The organism is Paenibacillus sp. tmac-D7 (assembly GCF_006519665.1).
Lineage (GTDB): Bacteria > Bacillota > Bacilli > Paenibacillales > NBRC-103111 > Paenibacillus_G > Paenibacillus_G validus.
In genome coordinates this window covers 100,959-121,207 of the sequence record NZ_VIDW01000003.1, presented here as the reverse complement: position 1 = coordinate 121,207, position 20,249 = coordinate 100,959, and the positions used below count along the sequence as shown (strand labels likewise).

Genomic DNA, 20,249 nt, shown 5'->3' with positions numbered 1-20,249 from the left:
CAATCGTTAATTTGGGCTTCCTTACCAGCATAGTCCGTAGACTTTATTTTATTCACTTTAACCGATTTCTTCCCGGCTGACGCAAAAACGACCGGTTCTGAATAGACCGGCCGTTTTCCGCATCAGCGCTTTATATAAGTTTCCGGCGGCGTTTGCGCCACAAAGGGGCTTACTTTCCCTGTATGGAACAAGTGCAGCTCATGCATGGCCCGCGTACATGCCGTGTAAAACAAACGTCTTTCGCTCTCCCGCCCGTACCGTTCCTCCGAGGCGTTATGCAGTATAACCGCATCGAACTCCACCCCTTTGGCCAAATAGGCGGGGATGACCAGCAGGCCGGGCTCGAACGTAACCGTCTCCGTACTGATCAGCCGAACCGGCAAGCGCTCTTTCAGCGCCGCATACGTGTCCTGGCTTTCGGCCGCCGTTTTGCAAATAACGGCAAGAGTTCGGTGCCCTTCTTCGAGCAGTGTCTCAAGCTGCCGTACGATTTGTTCGCGCATGGTGCCAAGATCGGGGGCATAAGTTACCGTCGGCAGGAGACCGTCGCGGTTGAACGGCTCAATAACCTGCCCTCCGACCAGCATCCCGCGCGTAAATTTGACGATTTGCCGGGTCGACCTGTAGCTTTTGGTGAACACGATACGTTTGGACTGCTCCTCGCCGAACAGCGCGATCAAATCGCCGAACCGGTCGCGGTCCGCCGCCTGTACGTGAATCGCTTGATTCCAATCGCCCAGCACGGTCCATCGGCTGCTCGGGAACATTTGCATCAAATACGCGAATTGGAACGGCGAATAATCCTGCGCTTCATCAATAAACACATGCCGCACCTTCAGATTGCGGTGCGCGCCTTCGATGCGGTCCTTCAAATACAACAACGGCGTCGTGTCCTCGTTCGCCAGCTCTCCACGCTTCAACCGATCAAGGGTTAGAGCGCAAACCGCCGGCCAACATCCGGGCAGCCCCGATTCGCCGGCCCAATCGAGAGCTTTCCGGGGACTTGCGAATAACGCAGCGTACGTCGCCGGCAGATCGACAAATTTGAGCCGTTTCACCCAGCTGCGCAGCGGCTTAAAATGCTCGTTGACAACCATCGCGGCCAAAGCTGCCTTTTCCTGTTCGAAATCGTCGAACGACTCTTCGGTAAACCGTTTCTTGCGGCGCAGCGCCTCATACGCTTCCATGTAAGCGTCCTGATCGAGCAGCTCAATTTCGTCCTCGACCCATGGCTTGCGCTTCTCGGCCCGCGCGAATTGTTTGAGCTGCTGCTGCAGCCATTCAACCAGCTGGCGCAGCCGGTTCGGAATCGACCAGCTCGGGTCGTACGCATAAAATTGCTGACGCATCGCCTCCGCACCGATCAGCTCGCGGTTTTGGAACATAACGGGTTTGAAAACAAGTCCTTCCTCCTTCAAACCGTTCACATACCTTTCCATGACCTGCAGGAACGAGAGGCTCGCTTTAAACTTAATGCTCTCCATACGCACGTCATAATCGGCCGTGTCCATCATCGTCAATGCATCGTCCAGCTGGCGGAACGGATCCTCAATGTCGAACGCATCTCCAAGACGGAACTCAATGTATTCCTGGAACGTCGTCTGCTCCATGTTTTCTTCGCCCAGCTCGGGCAAGACGGTCGACACATAGCTGTTGAACATCGGGTTCGGCGAAAACAATAAAATGTGCTCGGCGCTTAACGTCTCCCTATACCGATACAGCAAATAAGCAACCCGCTGCAGAGCGGCGGACGTCTTCCCGCTGCCTGCCGCTCCTTGAACGACAAGAAGCTTGCTGCTGGTGTCGCGGATAACGGAGTTTTGCTCCTTTTGGATCGTCGCGACGATGCTTTTCATCTGGGTGTCCGACTGCTTGCCCAGCACTTGCTGCAACAGCTCGTCGCCGATCGTAATCCCGGTGTCGAACAAACTGCGGATCTCGCCGCCCCGGATCATGTACTGCCGCTTCAGCTCCATCGTTCCGCTTATTCGCCCCATCGGCGTATCGTACTGCGCAGGGCCGGGCGCATAATCGTAATACATGCCGGAGACGGGAGCGCGCCAGTCGTAAATCAGGAAGGTCTCGCCCGATTTCTCAAGAAGCGAGCCGATACCGATATAGATTCGCTCGGCAGCGGATTCTCCGTCTTCGCGAAAATCAATGCGCCCGAAGTAAGGGGAGTCTTTCAGCCGCTCCAGAACGAGCAGCTGCGCCCGGGCATGCTTATGACTGCGTTCCCGCTCGGACAATACCTCGGCCTGCTGCTTCATGCTCGCATACGTTTCGGCCGCTTCGGCCGCATCCTCGAAGTTAACCGTTACATCGTCCCAGAAGTGTGTGCGGAGCGTGACGATATCGGAGCGAATCGCGCCAAGCTGTTCCTGCAGCGATCCGATCCGTTCCCGGATTTCCGCCGCCACGTGACGGACGCGTTGTTGTTCCTCTTGCCATTGCGGATGTTCATTGGAATTCATGCGACTTCTCCTTTAATAAAAAAATGTGAGGGGAAACGCTTGACACGGGCTTTTTATTGTGGTAATATTAAATTAGATAAATATGATTATTTATCTTTACATTTTCAAGCGTTATATTTGATTTTAACACGGCCCGTCATGTAAATCAATTTCATACTTGTTAACTTCGAAGAACGATTCCACAATCGTTCTTTTTCTGTTTGTAGCAGAGGCTGGTTTTCTTGGATCTCTTGGATCTCTTGGATCTCTTGGATTTCCGTATTTTCCGTATTTCCTAATCTTCATTTCCCGGGCAACCGCACCAAACGCGGCCTTTTGACAAAAAATACGCCTGGTGCGGGGAACGGGCCAAACTCGCACCGCCCCCCGCCAAGCCGGCGACCCCTACCTAATTCGAGACCTGATTCAGGTCGTTTTTTTTCATTATCCTGCTGTGCAGCGGGACGCTATTACGCTCTGCTCCACGCCCCCCCGCGATTAATGGGCAGATAACCAATTCTCGATGCATCCTGCCGTTTTCTCCAGGTTCGACATCCCCGTCTCATCCACATACGGCGCATACCCGCGAAAATAATCCGGATGCCCGCCGACGATCGGCAGCTCGATACGCGTCTGCGGTGCGAACTTCCAGCGGTTCCACCGGACAAGACCCAGCAGGGTCCGTTCCCATCCGCCCCAGCTGCCGAGCCGTCCGACCGGGTCGACGGTTCGGCCGTCAAGGGATGACGCCCGGATCGCCAGAACCGCATGCTGCTCGTCAGGCAGCACCCGGCATTTGGGCGATCCGACGAGCACGTTGCGAAGGCGCAGGTGCGGAAACTCCTTCCGCAGCCACCGCGATACGTGAAGCCCTGCTACGCCACCGCCGCTATGACCGACGATAAGCACTTCTTCCAGCGTCGTTAACTCCTGCAGCTCGGCCCGGATACGTCTGGCGCCGATAGAACGCTCGGCGCGTCCCGGGGACAAGCCGAGGTCGACGGAGATTTCGCGAAGCTGCAGCACAAGATGCCGTCCCCAGTCACCATAAGGAAACACCGTCTGCACCGAGGGGCGATCATCGCCATGCGCCTTCAGCCGATCGGCGAGCGCTTCGCCGATCGCATCCATAAAGCGAGGCGCTGTAGCCATACCCGGCATCAACACAATATGACGTCTACGGCGCATCTTGGGCATATAAAATGCGGTCCATCAGGCTCGGGTGGGTGGAGCGAAACAGCTTGACGAGCAACGGCGGATTCATTTCGCTTAATGACGATTCGGCCAGCTTCTGATACATCGTGACGGCCCCCTCCTTGCTGCCGATCAGCTGAAACGCATAGATATCGGCCGCATGCTCCGCTTGCCGGGAAACGGCATTGCTGACCGGCAGGGAGACGAAGGTGAGCACCGAGATGAGCAGCAGCACCGCCGGCAGCGCAGCAGGCTCATGCAGACGGCGGATGCCCCAGTCATCGCCGAATCGCTTCAGCAAACGGCGAATGGCGAAGCTCCCGGCCCACAGAAGCACGAAGCTGGAGCCGACGGCACCGATCGCGCTCCACTCCAAGTGATGCTTCACATAATGCCCCATTTCGTGCGCCATGATCAGTAAAATTTCCGGCTCGTTCAGACGCTGAAGCGTAGTATCCCACAGCACGATCCGCAAGCTCCCCCCGATGCCGCTCACATACGCGTTCAAGGCGTTCGTTTTCTCCGACATATCGACTTCATACACGCGCTCGGCCGGGATGTGCGCTTTGTCCGCAAGCGACAAAATTTTCGCTTCCAGCTGCGGATCGGACAGCCGGTTGAATTGATTATAGAGCGGGTCGATGACGACCGGCTGGATGTACATCATAAACAGCGTGAACGGAATCGACAGCAGCCACAGCTTCAGCCACCAGCGCCCGCCCTTTCGCATAATCAGGAAAGCGACGGAAGCCACGATCACGATCAGCACATAGTTAACGCCAAAGTCGACGGCCCGGTCCTGCAGCCAGCTCCCCCATCCTTGGGTCGAGATGCCGTTCGTTCGCGATAACATATAGCTGAGCACCCGAAGCGGCAAAAAGCATAGGAACACGAAGCCTTGCAGCAGCAGCACAAATAACGGCAGCGTGAACTTCCGAAGCTTCGGCGATTGCTCCAGCCTGGATTGCCAAGCCGCCCCTTTTCGACTGAACAAGAGGTACAAATAAACAGCCCATTCCCATGGATAACTGATGAAAAAAATCCAGTTCCGCTGTGCCGAATATAGGAGGCTCTGCCTGTATTTCGCCGGATCGAGGAACGTGGCGGGATCGGCCGCCGTTCCGCGGTAAGCTTCCGGAATCGGATGGATTGTCGCCGCAGCGAGGTAGAGACCAATCGCAGCAGCGTAAATGATAAAAGCAACCGCGAATTTTTTTCGCCAAGAGGTTTGCGCCTGCATAACCGACCTCCTTTATGGGATATACGTCCATTATAACCTGTTCGGACTCTGTTGTTGCAACGCGGCTTCCCCTCCTACGCGCATCATACGCAACCCCGACCTAGGTCCAGCTTAGCGTCCGTCTTCGGACGGTTTCCGATTGCGCCTAAATCGTTTACAATAAACCTATGACGAACTACTGAATAAAGGACAGGTGAAGAACAATATGGTATGGAACGGCAGATCGATCGGAGGCATCGCGCTGGGATTCCTTGGCGTATGCACATTATTTGTTTGGGGCGGGTTTGAAGCGTTTATCTCGTACGCTTTAGCTTTCATTCTGCTGTACTTCGGATTTCGCTTTCTCCGAACAGCGGACAACGCGCTGAAAAAAATTTGCAGCGTGCTCGGCCTCATCGCAGGCGGCGTACTGCTGCTCTACTGGCTGCCTAAATTTATCGCGCTGCTGATCTCGGCAGCCATGATCATCGGCGGCTGGTATTTGTTCCGGACTGCCCAAGCAAAGTCTTTCACGTACCGCGTAAAATAACAATTCCAATCTCGAAAGAGACCGCCCTGGCCATCGTGCCGGGCGGTCTCTTCTCTTTATGCCTTCAGCTTCGCGGCTTGGCCCGATTCGTCGGGGCCGCCGCCAGCGGATCGTCCGGCCAGACGTGCTTCGGGTACCGGCCCTTCAGATCTTTCTTCACCTCGAAGTACGCATCCCGCCAGAAGCTGGCCAAATCCCGCGTCACCTGCACCGGACGGTGTGCCGGCGACAGCAGGTGCAGAACAACCGGCACCCGGCCACCGGCCAATCGCGGCGTATGCTGCAGCCCGAACATCTCCTGCAGCCGCACGGCCAGCACCGGCGCATCCGGATCGCTGTAGTCGATCGGAATGCGCGAGCCGCTGGGCACGGTTACGTGCGTAGGCGCATCCTGCTCCAGCGCTTGACGCTGCGGCCAGGACAGCATGCCTTCGAGCAGCGAGGCAGGCTGCAGCCGCTGCAGATCTTCGCGCTGCTTCATCCCGTACAGATGCGGCGCCAGCCATTCGTCCAGCCCCTCCAGCAGCGCTTCATCGGAAACGTCCGGCCAGCCGTCCCCGCGCGCATGGCGATGCATGAAAGCAAGCCGTTCACGCAGCTGCTTCGCCGGTTTGGTCCACGTCAGCAGGTCGAGGCCCTCCGTACGCACACCTTCGAGCAGCGCTTGGACGACCTCGCCCTGCTCCGGATTCGGCCATACCGTTTCTTTCAGCAGCAGCGCACCGAGCCGTTCGCGTTTGCGCGCCCGCACATTACGGGCTTGGTCGTCCCATCGGACAACCGCTTCCCGGACGATGAGTTCGTCAAAGTGCCGGTACAGGTCGTCCAAGGTTAGCGGTGCGGCAAGCCGGATGCGGCTGTCCGTTCCCTGATCGTCCAACTCGGCAGCCACCAGATAAGCCTCTTGCGACAACTGCTGCGGCTTGCCGAACACCGCTCCGCGCCCTCCGCTGAGAATAAACCGTCCGTCCCCGCGGTTTTGCCCGATTCGATCCGGGTAAGCCAGCGCAAGCAGCAGCCCGCAGTTTGCGTCCTTGTCCGCGCTAGTCGCACCGCTTAAGCCAAGCCTCCGCTTCCACTGCGCCGCTTCCTCCAGAACGCGCCGTTTGACCGCCGCGTCGGCAGCCGTCCCCTGCGCAGCCTGGGCTTGCCTCGCAAAATCGTGCAGCGCGGCGAATCGCAGCCGAATATCCGCATCGTCGCCCTGCCGGTCGCCGCCGAACACATCCCGCTCCTGCAGCATAGCGGCCAGTTCGCAGGCCATCTCCCCCAGGTGAAGCGGAATCGCGCGGAGCACCATATGCGCGAGACGGGGCTCCATCCCCAGCTCGGCCATCTGCCGGCCGTGCCCGGTAAGAGCGCCGCTCGCATTCAACGCGCCGAGCTGCTTCAAGAGCTCGACGCTTTGCGCATAGGCGGCAGCCGGCGGCGGCGTCAACCATTGGAGCGCTCCGGGATCCGCGACTCCCCAGGCGGCCAGCTCCAGGGCAAGCGGGGCCAAATCGGCTTCGGCGATCTCCGGCGTACGATGCTCCGCCAGCGCCCGGTCTTCCGTTTCCGACCATAGCCGGTAGCAGACGCCCGGCGCCTGCCGGCCGGCGCGTCCTCGCCGCTGATCGGCGGACGCCCGCGACACCTTGGCCGTTTCGAGACGCGTCATGCCGGTGCGCGGCGAAAACCGCGGCACACGCATCAAGCCGCTGTCGACGACAATGCGCACGCCTTCGACCGTCAAGCTCGTCTCGGCGATCGGCGTCGAGATCACGATCTTCCGCTCTCCCTGTTGTCCGGGCTGCAGCGCTGCCTCCTGCGCTTGCTGCGGCAGCATGCCGTACAGAGGCGCGATACGAATGCCCGGAACCCTTTTCAAACCTGCCAACATGGCTTCGACACGCCGGATTTCCCGCGTTCCCGGCAAAAAGGCCAAAATATCGCCTTCATCCCGCGCAAGCGCCATTTCGATCGCTCTTGCCGTCGCCTGCTCAACCGTCTCGTCCCGTTTACGCGGCAAATGATGCGTGACGACCGGATAGCTCCGTCCCTCGCTAACCAATACAGGCGCATCGCCCATCAGCGCACTAACCGCCGCTGCGTCGAGCGTCGCCGACATAACCAGAATCCGCAGATCGTCACGCAGCACCGTTTGCGACTCCAAGCAAAGGGCCAGACCGAGATCGGCTTGCAGGCTGCGTTCATGAAATTCATCAAAGATGACGACGCCCGTGTCCTCCAGCGCCTGATCGGCCTGCAGCAGACGCGTAAGCACGCCCTCGGTAATAACCTCAATCCGGGTTTGCGCGCTTACCTTCGTCTCCAGTCTTACCCGATACCCGACCGTTTGACCGACCTTCTCCCCCAGCATTTCGGCCATATAACGCGCCGCTGCCTTCGCCGCCAAACGCCGCGGCTCCAGCATGAGGATCTTGCGTCCTTGCAGCCAGGGCTCGTTCAACAGCGCCAGAGGAACCCTTGTCGTCTTCCCCGCTCCCGGCTCCGCCACCAGCACCGCCCGCGCATGTGCGGACAGCGTACGGCGAACGTCCGGAATGAGTGCATCTATTGGCAATTGTAACAACCCGGTCACCTCTTGCTCTGAATATCAACTCATGGTTTCAGGATAGGCCGACCTCTCACCGAACACCCTGACTTACAGGTAAAATGCGGCAGGCCGACGCCTAAGCTGCCGAAGCTTGGGCCAAGACGCCACGACAAAAAGACCCGGCTTCTCCGAAGTGGAGCCGCCAGATCTTTCCCCCCCGCTCACTCGTCCCAAGTCCCGAGATCGTGTCCGATCTCCGGCCCCGACGCGGCTGCAAAATGATGGACGTGCCGCTTCACCGAAAGCACCGTTTTATAAAAGTTCCCTTTCGGTTCGAAGGGCTCATCGTCCAAACTGAATTCGACCCGATGGATATGCTCCCCGCTCGGCAGCGCGATGGCCGGACCCGTAGAACCGAAGAATCGGTGAAAATGTCCGGCGCTCATATGCGTATGGCCTTGAAACGTATGTACATGTCCATCGGCCGCACTTCCGTTCACCGGATAAGTAAACAGCTCGAGCGAATGCGCATGTCCGAGCACGGTGTCCGTCCAGCCGCCCGCGTAATGCGCATGGGCCAGAGGCCTTGGCGCGGTGGCCCCGGGCAGCTCCTGAAATTTCCGCATCGACTCCCCCCCCCCACGCCGAATTTCTTCACATTGTACGCGGGAGTATCGTCCGTTCATGCCTTATTTTTGCTCGGGAATCAAAATCCACCCTTGATAAATCCCGTAATAAAACAGAAACGCACTGACGAAGCCGACGATCAGCCACATAATAGCTGCCGTTTTCTTCTTCTTAAAGGCCAATACGAACGAGAGACTGAAGAATGACCCCATCACAACCAAACAAACTAACATGACGATCGTCGCCATCCGATATAACTTCCCCTTTGCTTCACATTACGGGCAAATGCCCTACCGTTTACAAAATACCATAAATAAAAGAGGAAGCATATAGCGGAGCCGACTTTTCCTTGACAAATTATTGAAGCCATCCAGAAACAATTGCCGATCGGTTCGCCTAAGCGTGCGAATGTCCGTGCGGCGTGTGAGGGTCTTGCGGCGTTTCGTGATTGTCGACGAACGTAACCGAAAGCTCGGCGTAATGTACGCCCTTCAACACTTGTATACGCTGCCGAAGCTCATGCAGCTGACCGAGCATGCCACGAACAACGATAATCTCCATGCATTGATGGTGATTCAGATGCACATGCATCGTGGAAATAATCTGATGGTGATAATCATGCTGGAGCTCCATCAAGGTGAGCGGCAGCTCGAAAGCGTGATGGTCGTAAACCATCACGATAGTTCCGGCGACCAGCTGATCGGTATCCATGCCGCCCGGTTCAAGGAGGACCCGCCGGACGAGGTCCCGGATCGCTTCCGAACGGTTCGTATAACCTTGTTCCGTCAGATAGAGATCGAATTGCTTGATCAGCTCTTCCGGCATCGACACGCCAAATCGTGTTAAGACGTCTTTTTCCATATTTACACCTCGACGCGTACAATCTCTCTGTTTATTCTAGCATATGCGCGCTGAAGAAATAAACCTTCCACCTTGATGTGCGAATATCGTGCTATTCATTTACATAAAAGTAGCACAGTGATATGATATGGTTTGAAATCATGCATATTCCTACATACAGAAGGAGGAGAAACGAATGCATATCCCGGACGGGATTTTATCCCCCGCGGTTTGGAGCGCTTCCGCCATCGTATCGGCTGCGGTATTGGCAGGCAGCGTCCGGCACTCGCGCCGTCAGCTTGACTATCGGGCTGTACCGGTAATGGGCGTCATGTCCGCGTTTATTTTCGCTTCGCAGATGGTCAACTTTCCGATTCTCGGCGCAGCGGCTTCCGGCCATTTGATCGGCGGCGCACTGGCGGCACTGCTGTTCGGCTTCTGGCCGGCAACGCTGGTCATGACAGTGGTTGTGGCCATTCAAGCTATCGTCTTTCAAGACGGAGGCATTACGGCGCTTGGCACGAACGTGCTGAACATGGCGATTCTAGCTCCTGCCTTCGCCGTCGTCACCCATAAGCTCTTGAGCAAACTCTCATTCATCCCCAAAGCGGCGGCGGCGTTCGTATCCGCTTGGTGCTCGGTCGTACTCGTCTCTTTGGCCGCCTCGGTGCAGCTTGCCTTGTCCGGCGTCGTAGGTTTGGGGGACGCGGCGGCGGCGCTTGTATTCTGGCATACGTGGATTGGGATCGGTGAAGGCCTGATCACAGCCGTCGTTCTGCCTATCGCGCTGCGTTCGTCGTTTTATTTGCCAGGGAAGGAGACCGCTTCCTTATGAACAAACCGGTTCGTTTCTGGCTGATCGCTTCGCTGCTGATCGCCGCCTTCGTCTCCCTGCTCGCTTCCAGCCACCCGGACGGCTTCGAGAAAGCCGGTGAGGAAATCGGATATATCGAACAGGCCGGCACGCTGCTTGGGTCCTGGTTTCCGGACTATACCTTTCCGGGAGTCGAAGGCTGGTATTCGGGCAGTCTGGCCGGTATATTCGGCACTGTGCTGACATTCGTCCTGTTTCTGCTGCTGGGCAAGCTGATCAGCCGCAAAACCCGATGAAGACCATCGTACGCTATCCCCCGCTCCGGATTGCGGCAACCTTGCTTTGTATCGTGATGGCGGTCAGCATGAACCGGTTGGACATACTCGGAGCGCTGCTTGTCTGGGGACAGCTTTACCTGATTATGACAAATGTACCGCTCCGCTCTTTCTGGGGAAGAGCTCGGCTTATCGTTCCGTTCGTCCTGTTCTCGTTTTTATTTTTCCCCTTGTATGAGAGCGGGACGGGCATTGCCCTTGGGAACGGCTTAACCTTGTCCGCCGCTGGCGCAGAGAAGGCGGCCGTGTATGCGGCCAGGCTGCTTTTCACCGTACAAGCTCTGACGGTTTGTTTCCACGAGCTGCCGCTTCCCTCGTTTTTCCAAGCGCTGCTTCGATTGAAAGTTCCCGGGATTTTCATCGAACTGATTCTGTTTACGCTGCGTTTTACTCTCGTCATTCGGGACGAAGCATTCCGCATGATGCAAGCGCGCCGCAGCCGCGGCTTGCGGCTCCGCGCTTACTTCAACTACCGGCAAACGCTCGAGCTTGCCCGGCTGCTCGGACTGCTGTTACAGCGATCGCTGCAGCGGTCCGAACGTATTTATTGGGGAATGATGTCCCGCGGCTACCGCGGCGTACCTGCGCAATCCCCGCTCCCCGCCTACCGTTCGGCAGACGGCGCGTTAGCGGCGCTCGCGACCGTGCCGGTCGCACTGCTGTTCCTTGCGGACAAGCTATGGAAGGAGATCGGATGATGGAGCCTATGTTTCAATTCGACAACGTCGTATACCGGTACGGCGGCAGCGACGCTCAGCCTGCAGCCTTGAACGGCATTTCGTTCGAAATTCCGCGCGGTTCCCGGACGGCGTTAATCGGTCCGAACGGCGCCGGGAAATCGACGCTCATTTTCCACATGAACGGATTGTTTCGCTGCGCCTCCGGCACCGTCCGCATTATGGGCGAGCCGGTGACGAAGAGCAATCAAGCGGAATGGGTGCGGAAGGTCGGCGTTGTCTTTCAAGATCCTGACGACCAAATCGTCTCCATGACCGTGAAGGACGACATCGCCTTCGGACCGCTGCAGCTTGGACGCCCTGTTCATGAAGCACACCGGATCGCGGAAGAATGCATGGCGCTGCTCGCCATTGAGCCGCTCGCTGCCCGTAATCCCAGCGAGCTCAGCTTCGGACAGAAGAAAATGGTCGCAATCGCCGGCGTGCTCGCCATGGATACGGAGGCGGTCATCGTCGACGAACCGATGGCATTCCTCGATCCCGAAGGACAGCGCCTGATCCACGACGTGTTAACACTGCTCGCGCAGCGCGGGAAAACCGTCGTCATCGCCACCCATCAGATGCAGCTTGTCGCAGAATGGGCGGAACAAGCGATCGTCATACGCGAAGGCGCATGTCTGGGCAGCATGACGCCGCGGGAGCTGTTCGGATGTCGTCCCGAGCTTCTCGCCTCCGCCCGGCTTGATCTGCCTCCCGTTGCGAAGCTGATGTCCGCATTTGCCTGGAACCCGCCCGAATCGATGCCGATCCGGATGGAGGAAGCCCGGCAATGGCTGCGTCAACAGCAAGACCTCTGAACCGCCTTCTCCAGGCGTTCAGAGGTCTTCTTCATTGCTTTGCAGATTACGCTTACGGTTCTGCGCCAGACTGCACTTCCAGCTCGTCCAGCTCCTGTAACAGTTGCTCCTGCTCGCTTGCCGTTAACGAGGTATGCTCGGCAAGCTCCCGCAGGATCGCCTGCCGATCCGCCTCGTTATGTGTATCAACTTTGAATTTCACGATGTCCAAGCTTGTTCCTCCTTATCGTTGTCGGATAAGGTGAGGATAGCCAGCATGGCTTCCGATTATACGTCGATGACGCTCGAACGCTTATTCCGAGCAGCTCGAATTGACGACTTCGCCTTCTTCGACATTGATTTTCTCCGAGATCGAATCGCGAATGACGCTCATGACCAGCTGCAGCAGGTAGTTGATGTCTTCCTGCGATTGCTTGAACTCGCTAACGATCGGAATGGCATCGAGCTCGTCCTGAAGCGCATTGATTTCATTTTCGATTTTATCGACCATTTTCTGATTTTGGAACGATTGAAAAGCGACGATTTCCTTCTGTTTTTTCTTGATCGCACTGATCAGCGTTTGAATGTGATCGTTGTTCGCAATTTGCTTCTCCGCTTTTTGAAAAAACTGAACCTCGTTCGAGGTCGAAATCAGATCCGCCAATTCCCGCGCTTTCGCCAAAATATCTTCGCGCACGATCAATTCCGTGTTCGTATACAATTCCATGCCGCAATCGGTATATTTTTGCTCTGCCATCCGTTTACACGCCCCTTAGCTTCCCAGTTGTTGTGTTACGGCTTCCTGCACCCAGTCCCCTTTGATATAGAACGTCGGGGTTTCCGTAATCCGTACCTGCACAAATTGGCCGATCAGTTCTTTCGGTCCTTCGAAATGAACCAGTTTATTCGTACGCGTCCGCCCGGCCAGCACGTTCGCATTGTTCTTGCTTTCGCCCTCTACGAGCACCTCGAGCGTTTGACCTTTCAAAAGCTCATTGCGTTGCTTGCTGATCGCGTTCAATGCGTCATTCAAGCGGTACAACCGCTGTTTCTTCACTTCGGCCGGGATATCGTCCGGCATTGCAGCGGCCGGCGTACCTTCCCGAGGCGAGTAAATAAACGTAAAGGCGCTGTCGAAACCGACTTCGTTCACGAGCGAGAGCGTATCCTCGAACTGTTCGTCGGTTTCGCCCGGGAACCCGACGATAATGTCTGACGTAAGTACGACATCAGGAATCGCCTTCTTGATTTTGCGAACAAGCTCCAAATAATGCTCCCGCGTATATTTGCGGCTCATCCGCTTCAAGATTTCGTTGTTGCCCGACTGCACGGGCAGATGGATATGCTCGACCAGATTGCCCTTCTTCGCAAGCACCTCGATCAGATGATCGTCAAAATCGCGCGGGTGCGACGTCGTGAATCGGACGCGCGGGATATCGATCTTCCTGATATCGTCCATCAAGTCGCCGAAGCGGTATTCGATGTCCTCGAAGTCCTTGCCGTACGCATTGACGTTCTGACCGAGCAGCATGATCTCCTTGAAGCCTTGCCGCGCCAGCTCGCGCACTTCGGCGATGACGTCCTGGGGCCGGCGGCTCCGTTCCTTGCCTCGCGTGTAAGGCACGATACAATACGTACAGAACTTGTCGCAGCCGTACATAATATTGACCCAGGCTTTAATGCCTTCACGCTTCTTCGGCAAGTTTTCGATAATATCGCCCTCTTTGGACCATACCTCGATAACCATCTCCCGGCTGAACATCGCTTCCTTGAGCAGCACCGGCACCCGGTGAATGTTATGCGTGCCGAAAATAAGGTCGACGAACGGATGCTTCTTCATGATCCGGTTGACGACGCCCTCTTCCTGCGACATACAGCCGCAGACGCCAAGAATCAGCGAAGGCTTCTCAAGCTTCAAATGCTTCAGGTGCCCGAGCTCCCCGAACACTTTATCCTCGGCATTCTCCCGGACGGCACAGGTGTTGAGCAGGATGATATCCGCTTGCTTGCGGTCGTCGGTAGACCGGTAGCCCATCTGCTCCAGCATCCCTTTAATCGTCTCGGTATCGTGCTCGTTCATTTGGCAGCCGTACGTTTGGATCAAGTAAAACTTGTCCTTGCCGATTTCCTTCATATCTTCCGGGACGTTGAAGTCGTAATGAACTTCAATGTCCTCTTTCCCCCGCTTCTTCGCATCCGAATAGGAAGGCGGTTGAAAATATATGGAATAATCTTTCTTCGATTTGTTCGTTGTCGTCATAGACTCGCGTTCCTCCTGAAACTGCAGTGTGCCGCAAAGATCGTACCCTTTATTATATCACTACTACGGCACGTTTTTCAAAGAACTTGAATGAAAATCAGTCTATTCGGACAAAATCGTACCGACATCGCCTGTTGTCACACCCGCTGCGTTCGCTTCATCCGTATCGATATGCATATCGAGCGCAAATTGGTCGGACACGCGCGCGATCACTTGCTCGAACACAAGCGAGCGTTCGCCTTCCACACGCACCTTCAGCAGCTGCTTGTCCCGAATGCCCCATTTAGCCGCATCTGCGGTATGAAAATGAATGTGCCGTGCCGCGATAATGACGCCTTCCTGGAGTTCAACTTCCCCTTCCGGGCCGATCACCTTAATTCCCGGCGTGCCTTCGGTGCGCCCCGACTCGCGAACGGGGGGATTCATCCCCAGCGCAAACGCATCGGTCCGGGATACTTCCAGCTGCGAATGCGGACGTGCGGGGCCAAGGATCCGGACTTTATCGAATCGCCCCTTCGGACCGACAACGGCTACCGTTTCTTTGGCTGCATATTGACCCGGCTGCGAAAGCTCCTTTAATACCCTCAGTTCGTAGCCGGCTCCAAACAATACCTCGATATGCTCCGCCGATAAATGAATATGTCTCGCGGAAACGCCGATCGGTACTTGCTTCATGTCCCATCTCTCCTTGATCTTTCTATGGCTTCTCTTCCCCATTATACCCATCCGCAAAATAAAAAGCATACGGCTTGGGCCGTATGCTCGCGTACAATTCATGAAATTATTTGAATTCCGCCACCAATTTATCAAACTCTTGCTCGGTGAGCTGGAGATTCGCTTTATTAAGACCTTCCGGTTTGAATCCGGACACGAGGTCTTCATAGCTTTTCTTCGATTTGTCTTGGTAGATCAAACCGGTCACCAAGCTGTTCGTCTCCATGATTTTGTTCATCGCCATCACGCGGTTGGACGGATCGTAATCCGGTGTTTCTTCCAGGTCCACGATATTTTCCTTAAACCACTCGTATGTGTTCACTTTGTTGAACGTCACACACGGGCTGAATACGTTGATGAAGGAGAAGCCTTCGTGCTTCATGCCTGCTTCGATCAGCGAAGTCAGCTGTTTCAGGTTGCTGGAGAAAGATTGTGCGACGAACGTTGCGCCTGCAGCAAGCGCCACTTCAAGCGGCGACAAGGCGGATTCGATCGAACCGGCCGGCGTCGATTTCGTTTTGAAGCCTTCTGCCGAACGCGGCGATGTTTGACCTTTCGTCAACCCGTAAATTTGGTTGTCCATGACGATGTACGTAATGTTGATGTTACGGCGGATCGCATGGACCGTATGGCCCATCCCGATGGCGAAGCCGTCGCCGTCGCCGCCAGCGGCGATAACCGTCAGCTCGCGGTTAGCCATTTTCAGACCTTGCGCGATTGGAAGCGAACGACCGTGTACACCGTGGAATCCGTAAGCGTTAATATAGCCGGAAATACGGCCGGAGCATCCGATACCCGAGACAACGGCAAGCTGTTCAGGCTCAAGACCCACGCCGGCAGCCGCTCTTTGAATCGCCGCTTGTACGGAGAAGTCCCCGCACCCTGGACACCAGTTCGGTTTGATATTGTTGCGGAAGTCTTTTAACGTTGCCATACAAGGTTCAACTCCTGACAAAATTTTGTGATTTCGGCTGGCAAGAACGGATTTCCATCGTATTTCAGCATGCTTTTAATTTTATCGGCATATCCGACGTTCAATTTGATCAAGGAAGCGAGTTGGCCTGTTGCGTTGTTCTCTACGACAACGATTTGCTTCGCTTTCTCCAGATAAGGTTTCAGTTCCTCAACCGGGAACGGATGCAGCAAGCGCACCGTTACATGGTTCGTTTTCAAGCCTTCTTTAGTCAAACGGCCGCGAGCTTCGTCGATCGTACCGCCGATGGAGCCCATACCGATGATCAGCAGATCCGGCGTTTCATGCGGTGCATCCACGAGAATCGGGTTGTTGACTTTGATGTTTTTGAGTTTGCCCATCCGTTTGTCCATCATTTTCTTACGGTTGATCGGGCTTTCCGACGGACGGCCGTCTTGATCGTGCTCGACGCCCGTTACGTGGTGGATGCCGTATTTTTGGCCCGGCACGACGCGCGGTGAAACGCCGCTCTCGGTAAACTCATAACGCTTGAACATTTTGTTGTCTTCAAGCGGAGGAAGCTCTCCCGTTTGGAGCGAACCGCGTTTGATTTGAATTTTATTGTAATCAAGCAGCTCGCTCGTTTGTTTACCCAAGGAAAGCTGCAGGTCGGTCAGCAAAATGACAGGCACTTGATACTCTTCCGCCAGGTTGAACGCTTCGATCGTGTCATAGAAGCACTCTTCGATCGAGGAAGGCGACAAGACGATTTTCGGAATTTCACCGTGCGTGCCGTAGATCATCGCGAAGACGTCGGACTGCTCTTGCTTCGTCGGAAGACCTGTGGAAGGACCGCCGCGCTGCGTGTCGACGATAACGACAGGCGTTTCTGTCATACCGGCCAAGCCAATGGCTTCCATCATCAAGGAAAGACCAGGACCTGCCGAAGCCGTCAGGGCGCGTACGCCGCCGTAGTTAGCGCCGATCGCCATCGTACATGCCGCGATCTCGTCCTCGGTTTGAATCACTGTACCGCCGAATTTCGGAAGCGTTTTGATCAGATACTCCATGATTTCGGAAGCCGGCGTGATTGGGTATGCAGGCATGAAACGGCAGCCTGCAGCGACCGCGCCCAAGCCGATAGCGTCATTCCCGATCATAAACAGCTTCTGTCTGCCGTCTGCAGGTTCCAATTGGAATTCCGGCAGTGGTCCTCCAGTCAAATTCAGAACGAACTCCGCCGCTTTGCGAACCGCTTCGATGTTCTTCTCGACGACAGCCGGACCTTTACGTCCGAATTCTTCTTCTACTGCTTTATTAAACACTTCAAGCGGCAAGCCGAGCAAAGCCCAAGATGCGCCGGAAGCGGCCATGTTCTTAAATAAGGAGGTGCCAAGCTCTTCGGCGATTGCCGTAATCGGAACCGGGAACAGTCTTGCTTTTACGCCTTCAGGTACGACAGGATTCACTTTTGCATCGGCGATAATAACGCCGTTCTCACGCAGCTCATGCGCATTTACATCGATCGTTTCTTGGTCAAAAGCCACGAGAATGTCCAAATCGTCGGAAATCGCACGAATCGGTTTCGTACTGATTCTGATTTTGTTGTTCGTATGTCCGCCTTTAATCCTCGAGGAAAAATGACGGTATCCATACAAGTAATACCCCAGTCTGGTCAAAGCTGTAGAGAAAATTTTGTCGGTACTCTCCACGCCTTCCCCCTGCTGTCCTCCGACTTTCCAAGATAATTGGCTAATCACCGTTGTCCACTCCTTTTAAATTCGCTGCCATTGCAGCTACCCCTTGATCGGTCCGAAAGACGATCAAACCACGATAGATCTTTCAGGTGTCACCCAAATTTTAAGTCGTCAAGAGGTAAATTGCAAGGGTTTTAACCCAATTGTAAAGATAGTTATTTTAGATCATATCCATATCAAATAGAGAATAGTTTAATGGTCTTGTATCTAGAAAACAGATGTTAAGTTTTAGTGAACCGGCAAATAGGCCTGTAACAACGAGTGCCAATTGGCATAAAGAAATCGGTTCACTTGTTCGTCCGAATAACGTTTGGCCAACGCTTCGACCAGCCACGGGAATTGTCCCGCATGCTCCAGCTGCGGAATCCAGCGGTCAATTCCATCGAAGTCTGATCCGAACGCCACCTGCCGTTCGCCTCCCAATGCGCAAATATAATCGATATGTTTGAGCAAGTCGTCAATCGTCGCACCCCCTTGACTCTTGACGAACCAAGGAACGAACGTGATTCCGATCCGCCCGTCGCGGCGAATGATTTCGCGGATTTGGCTGTCATCCAGGTTGCGCGGATGCCCGCATATCGCCTTCGCGTTGGAATGCGACGCTACGAAGGGCAAGCGCGCGGTGTCGGCCAGGTCCCAAAAAGCCGCCACCGATAAATGAGAAGCATCCATTAGAATGCCCAGTTCGTCACATTCTTTAATAAAGGTTTTTCCCTTCCTGGAAAAGCCTGCTTGCCGCGGCTCCAAAATACCGTCAGCCGCCCAATTCGCGTAGTTCCACGTCGTGCCGATCATCCGCACGCCCAGCTCGTACAACGTCCGCAAATAAAGCGGATTGCCGTGTAAGGCATCCGCTCCTTCCAACGTCAACAGCGCGCCGCGCTGCTTGCCGTTCATCACCGCCTCCAAATCGCCTCGATTCTTAATCGGACGGATGCGACCGTCCGATGCGACTTTCCTGTAGAAAATGGAGATGTATTCCAAGTAATAGTCAAAATGAGGGACGGTTATACGTTCCGGTAAATAAATTGCAAAAAATTGCACTTTTATATTGGAACGGCACATTCGCTCATACGTCACGTCTAATCCGCTGAGGCTCGTACCGTAGAAATCAAGCGCTCGGTTTTCAAACAATTTGTATAACACGTCGCAATGTCCGTCGATGACGATCCTGGTCACGATCTCTCATCCTCCCTCTCTTCGCCTGCCGGCGCACAGCCCAAAAAAACCTGTCTACGGCGTAAACAGGCGTTTGGGTTTATGATATGAACGTATATGAACTATCTCGGCTCCACGATCAGCTTGATCGCCGTGCGATCTTCACCGTCAATGACAATATCGGTAAACGCTGGTATGCAAATCAAATCAACCCCGCTGGGAGCCACAAATCCTCGGGCGATCGCTACCGCTTTAATAGCTTGATTAAGCGCCCCTGCGCCGATAGCCTGGAGCTCCGCCGCCCCACGTTCACGCAACACTCCGGCAAGTGCGCCAGCAACGGAATTTGGGTTGGATTTTGCTGAAACCTTTAATACTTCCATGAAAAGTACCTCCTCGGGAATGATGATAGCTTCCAGTACTAATCATATTCTAGGAATTTGCGGTTAATTCCTTCTAACCGAAAGTGGTATTTTCGAAAATATTTGAATTGTTTGTCAATTTAGAAAAAGCGGCAAGAAGCAAGCCGCCTATTCGAACAACAGGTCTTCTTCATTCATCCGGATCAGCTGCATCTTCTGACCGAGTCCGGTCGTCGGATTCAAGTCGATACAGACGGCGTGGAAGTGCCACTGGCCTTCATCCACGACGAACCGGGACGGCAGCTGGGTCATAAATTTATATAAAACAGCCGTCCGCTCCATGCCCAGAATACCGTCACGGGGTCCCACCATGCCGACATCGGTCAAATAGGCCGTTCCTTGCGGGAAAATGCGCTCGTCATGCGTTTGCACATGCGTATGCGTACCGACCACGGCCGACACGCGGCCGTCCAAATGCCAGCCCATAGCCAGCTTCTCCGACGTTGCCTCGGCATGGAAGTCAACGAATATGTACGGCGTTCGTTTACGCGCCGCCTCTACCAATTCGTCGGCTTTCGCGAAGGGACAATCCAGCGGCGGCAGGAACGTGCGTCCCATCAGATTGATGATCGCCAGCTCCTTGTCTTTGGTCTTTACGAATGTCAATCCTTTGCCCGGTGTGCCAGCCGGATAATTGGCCGGCCGGACAATCCGGTCGTCCCCATCGATAAATTCAAAGATGTCCTTCTGATCCCACGTATGATTCCCCATCGTAATCCCCTGAACGCCAAGCTCGTAAAATTCGCGCGTAATCGCCGACGTAATGCCGCGGCCCGCCGCTGCGTTCTCTCCGTTCACGACAATCCAGGTCGGGTTGTATTTCAATTTCAGCTTCGGCAAGCACGTCTTTAGCGCCTTGCGTCCGACCGAGCCTACGATGTCTCCAATAAATAACAGTCTAATGTTCGTAACCCCCTATACATGCTCATCGGTCTACCTAA

Annotated in this window: 21 protein-coding genes; 5 read left to right on the top strand and 16 right to left on the bottom strand. The window is 55.1% G+C overall.

Translation table 11 applies throughout. The features are described from left to right. Positions 1–122: 122 nt before the first annotated feature. From helD to FKP33_RS03285, 3 genes are all read right to left on the bottom strand, one after another. The gene (helD, locus tag FKP33_RS03295) at positions 123–2,474 is read right to left on the bottom strand and encodes an RNA polymerase recycling motor HelD (protein WP_141333918.1); all 2,352 of its coding nucleotides are present in this window, start codon (positions 2,472–2,474) and stop codon (positions 123–125) included. 477 nt (positions 2,475–2,951) lie between these two features. Further along, on the bottom strand, positions 2,952–3,605 hold the full coding sequence (locus FKP33_RS03290) for a hypothetical protein (protein ID WP_127604429.1): 654 nt from the start codon (positions 3,603–3,605) through the stop codon (positions 2,952–2,954). Positions 3,606–3,630: 25 nt separating this feature from the next. Beyond that, positions 3,631–4,887: a M48 family metallopeptidase gene (locus tag FKP33_RS03285; RefSeq protein ID WP_141333917.1), complete on the bottom strand. Its 1,257-nt coding sequence runs from the start codon at positions 4,885–4,887 to the stop codon at positions 3,631–3,633. A 205-nt stretch (positions 4,888–5,092) separates the two neighbouring features. Here FKP33_RS03285 and FKP33_RS03280 point away from each other — a divergent pair, with 205 nt between their 5' ends. Beyond that, complete coding sequence (locus FKP33_RS03280) at positions 5,093–5,416, top strand: hypothetical protein (protein ID WP_141333916.1); 324 nt, start codon at positions 5,093–5,095, stop codon at positions 5,414–5,416. A gap of 64 nt (positions 5,417–5,480) precedes the next feature. On the opposite strand, the gene hrpB is transcribed toward FKP33_RS03280, so the two are convergent. From hrpB to nikR, 4 genes are all read right to left on the bottom strand, one after another. Then, a complete protein-coding gene (gene hrpB / locus FKP33_RS03275) occupies positions 5,481–7,991 on the bottom strand; it encodes an ATP-dependent helicase HrpB (protein WP_141333915.1) in 2,511 nt (836 codons plus the stop codon). Positions 7,992–8,176: 185 nt separating this feature from the next. Continuing rightward, positions 8,177–8,581: a YmaF family protein gene (locus tag FKP33_RS03270; RefSeq protein ID WP_127604434.1), complete on the bottom strand. Its 405-nt coding sequence runs from the start codon at positions 8,579–8,581 to the stop codon at positions 8,177–8,179. 63 nt (positions 8,582–8,644) lie between these two features. Continuing rightward, positions 8,645–8,830 carry a hypothetical protein gene (locus FKP33_RS03265; protein ID WP_054795813.1) on the bottom strand — a complete coding sequence of 62 codons (186 nt, stop codon included), beginning with the start codon at positions 8,828–8,830 and terminating at the stop codon, positions 8,645–8,647. Between the two features lie 148 nt (positions 8,831–8,978). Further along, positions 8,979–9,443, bottom strand: a complete 465-nt coding sequence (gene nikR / locus FKP33_RS03260) for a nickel-responsive transcriptional regulator NikR (RefSeq protein WP_127604436.1) — start codon at positions 9,441–9,443, stop codon at positions 8,979–8,981. A gap of 175 nt (positions 9,444–9,618) precedes the next feature. Between nikR and FKP33_RS03255 the strand changes: the two genes are divergently transcribed. From FKP33_RS03255 to FKP33_RS03240, 4 genes are read left to right on the top strand one after another with little or no spacing between them, the layout of a single operon-like run. After that, positions 9,619–10,257: an energy-coupling factor ABC transporter permease gene (locus FKP33_RS03255; protein WP_054795811.1), complete on the top strand. Its 639-nt coding sequence runs from the start codon at positions 9,619–9,621 to the stop codon at positions 10,255–10,257. After that, positions 10,254–10,532, top strand: coding sequence for a PDGLE domain-containing protein (locus tag FKP33_RS03250; protein ID WP_054795810.1), 279 nt, complete (start codon positions 10,254–10,256; stop codon positions 10,530–10,532). The genes FKP33_RS03255 and FKP33_RS03250 overlap by 4 nt, the downstream gene beginning before the upstream one ends. Beyond that, positions 10,529–11,269 (top strand): energy-coupling factor transporter transmembrane component T family protein, encoded by a 741-nt coding sequence (locus FKP33_RS03245; protein WP_054795809.1) that lies wholly within the window; start codon positions 10,529–10,531, stop codon positions 11,267–11,269. Before FKP33_RS03250 ends, FKP33_RS03245 begins: the two co-directional genes overlap by 4 nt. Beyond that, the gene (locus FKP33_RS03240) at positions 11,266–12,105 is read left to right on the top strand and encodes an energy-coupling factor ABC transporter ATP-binding protein (RefSeq protein WP_258313360.1); all 840 of its coding nucleotides are present in this window, start codon (positions 11,266–11,268) and stop codon (positions 12,103–12,105) included. The genes FKP33_RS03245 and FKP33_RS03240 overlap by 4 nt, the downstream gene beginning before the upstream one ends. A 52-nt stretch (positions 12,106–12,157) precedes the next feature. Here FKP33_RS03240 and FKP33_RS26945 read toward each other — a convergent pair whose 3' ends face one another. The 9 genes from FKP33_RS26945 to FKP33_RS03200 form a co-directional block, all read right to left on the bottom strand. Continuing rightward, positions 12,158–12,316 carry a hypothetical protein gene (locus tag FKP33_RS26945; protein WP_164751700.1) on the bottom strand — a complete coding sequence of 53 codons (159 nt, stop codon included), beginning with the start codon at positions 12,314–12,316 and terminating at the stop codon, positions 12,158–12,160. An 81-nt stretch (positions 12,317–12,397) separates the two neighbouring features. Next, entirely contained in the window at positions 12,398–12,841 is a 444-nt protein-coding gene (locus FKP33_RS03235; protein WP_127604442.1) for a YlbF/YmcA family competence regulator, read from the bottom strand. A 15-nt stretch (positions 12,842–12,856) separates the two neighbouring features. After that, positions 12,857–14,344 (bottom strand): tRNA (N6-isopentenyl adenosine(37)-C2)-methylthiotransferase MiaB, encoded by a 1,488-nt coding sequence (gene miaB, locus FKP33_RS03230; protein ID WP_054795808.1) that lies wholly within the window; start codon positions 14,342–14,344, stop codon positions 12,857–12,859. Between the two features lie 102 nt (positions 14,345–14,446). Then, the gene (gene pduL / locus FKP33_RS03225; RefSeq protein ID WP_054799144.1) at positions 14,447–15,019 is read right to left on the bottom strand and encodes a phosphate propanoyltransferase; all 573 of its coding nucleotides are present in this window, start codon (positions 15,017–15,019) and stop codon (positions 14,447–14,449) included. A gap of 106 nt (positions 15,020–15,125) precedes the next feature. Then, complete coding sequence (locus FKP33_RS03220; RefSeq protein ID WP_054799143.1) at positions 15,126–15,992, bottom strand: 2-oxoacid:ferredoxin oxidoreductase subunit beta; 867 nt, start codon at positions 15,990–15,992, stop codon at positions 15,126–15,128. Continuing rightward, positions 15,980–17,731 (bottom strand): 2-oxoacid:acceptor oxidoreductase subunit alpha, encoded by a 1,752-nt coding sequence (locus FKP33_RS03215; RefSeq protein ID WP_127604446.1) that lies wholly within the window; start codon positions 17,729–17,731, stop codon positions 15,980–15,982. The genes FKP33_RS03220 and FKP33_RS03215 overlap by 13 nt, the downstream gene beginning before the upstream one ends. Before the next feature lie 225 nt (positions 17,732–17,956). Beyond that, on the bottom strand, positions 17,957–18,907 hold the full coding sequence (locus tag FKP33_RS03210; RefSeq protein ID WP_141333913.1) for a dipeptidase: 951 nt from the start codon (positions 18,905–18,907) through the stop codon (positions 17,957–17,959). 101 nt (positions 18,908–19,008) lie between these two features. Beyond that, positions 19,009–19,269, bottom strand: a complete 261-nt coding sequence (locus tag FKP33_RS03205) for a stage V sporulation protein S (RefSeq protein WP_006286829.1) — start codon at positions 19,267–19,269, stop codon at positions 19,009–19,011. Between the two features lie 147 nt (positions 19,270–19,416). Next, complete coding sequence (locus FKP33_RS03200) at positions 19,417–20,211, bottom strand: TIGR00282 family metallophosphoesterase (RefSeq protein WP_054795807.1); 795 nt, start codon at positions 20,209–20,211, stop codon at positions 19,417–19,419. Positions 20,212–20,249 lie beyond the last annotated feature (38 nt).